General features: G+C 51.3%; 2 protein-coding genes. Both read right to left on the bottom strand.

All coding sequences use genetic code 11. The features are described from left to right. Positions 1 to 439: 439 nt before the first annotated feature. Positions 440 to 673: a hypothetical protein gene (locus tag K2Z83_RS28560; RefSeq protein ID WP_220598564.1), complete on the bottom strand. Its 234-nt coding sequence runs from the start codon at positions 671 to 673 to the stop codon at positions 440 to 442. 10 nt (positions 674 to 683) lie between these two features. Beyond that, the gene (locus K2Z83_RS28555) at positions 684 to 917 is read right to left on the bottom strand and encodes a hypothetical protein (protein WP_220598563.1); all 234 of its coding nucleotides are present in this window, start codon (positions 915 to 917) and stop codon (positions 684 to 686) included. Positions 918 to 1,190 lie beyond the last annotated feature (273 nt).

Below are 1,190 nucleotides of genomic sequence, written 5' to 3'. Positions count from 1 at the left end.
CCGGCTGTCCGGTATGTCCGGCTGTCCGGCTGTCCGGCTGTCCGGCTGTCCGGTATGTCCGGCTGTCCGGTTGTCCAGTTGCGCGGAACTGCGTTTCACCCGTGGAATCCGGTCATTGGGCCGCCCAACGCTGGGCTTCAGCGGCGCCGCTGGCGGGCGTGTGGATCGAGACGAGCGATGGCACGAGGCGACATGATAAAAAGCCGCCAGCTCACGGGACGCGCCAGCGGCGTCCGCTGCGAGCCATGTTGGGCGGGCGTGCTGACACATTAAAGGTGTGCTTGGTAGTACAAAGCGCTCAAATCATGTTTTGTGTCAACTCTTTTCGTTTCGCCTCACGAGAGCATATGCAATGAATAACCCTCCAATGGTTTACACCACTGGAGGATTTCATGGCATCTTAATGAGATCTACGGTACTGTGTCGAAAACTCTTTTATTTATGCGGCTCGCAGGAGCGCTTCTTGGATGCTTGGCGCAAAATCGACCGGGATGAAATACCCTTTCGGGTACATATAATCCTCGCCCGATTCATCAATCACCCGAAGGAAGTCATGGCTTGCCGCTCGCTCATCGGGGACAACCTGATAAATTTTACGTCGCTCGAGGGCGACCGGGTAATCCGTATTCTCAATACAGATCACGAAGCGGAGTTCAGGCTGTTCGACCGTCATAGGTTCCTCCTTAATCGAGCAGATACTTGATCTTCACTTCCTTGCGCCCAAAGCTGGTTGCCTCATACCAGTGGAGCTCTGCGCGATGCATGGTTCCATCTTCAAGAACAATCATGGCAATACCTTTTTTCTTGCGCCACCGTGCTTTTCCATAGATTTTACGTAACCGTTCCACTTCTCGTATACTGGTATTCGCGGCAATGGTTGCAACATCATCGATTTCACTAATAATATCGAATCGCATGCTTAATGTGCCTTCGTTCTTCCATCCATGACACACCTATTATACCATAGTTAGTTATCTATCAATCAATAGTTTACGATCCGAAACTTTTTTTCTCGTTTTAACGAGTAATGCTCTTATTTTATGTTAATAATTTTTCATGTTCGGCGTAATCGAGACGCGTTTCACAAGACACAACGGCACTGGACTGAGCAGCCTTGAACATGTGGCGGCTGTCCTTTGCCCGCCCAACGCCAGCCTTCAGGCGCGCCGCTGGCAGGTGTGGAGATCGCG

It is taken from the genome of Oscillochloris sp. ZM17-4 (genome assembly GCF_019599295.1).
In the GTDB taxonomy this organism is placed as follows: Bacteria; Chloroflexota; Chloroflexia; order Chloroflexales; family Chloroflexaceae; genus Oscillochloris.
This window is presented reverse-complemented; position numbering and strand designations above follow the sequence as displayed.

Excerpts from the sequence above, each read along its gene's own strand:
- K2Z83_RS28560 (WP_220598564.1), bottom strand. The coding sequence starts at position 673 with ATGACGGTCGAACAGCCTGAACTCCGCTTCGTGATCTGTATTGAGAAT.
- K2Z83_RS28555 (WP_220598563.1), bottom strand. The coding sequence starts at position 917 with ATGCGATTCGATATTATTAGTGAAATCGATGATGTTGCAACCATTGCC.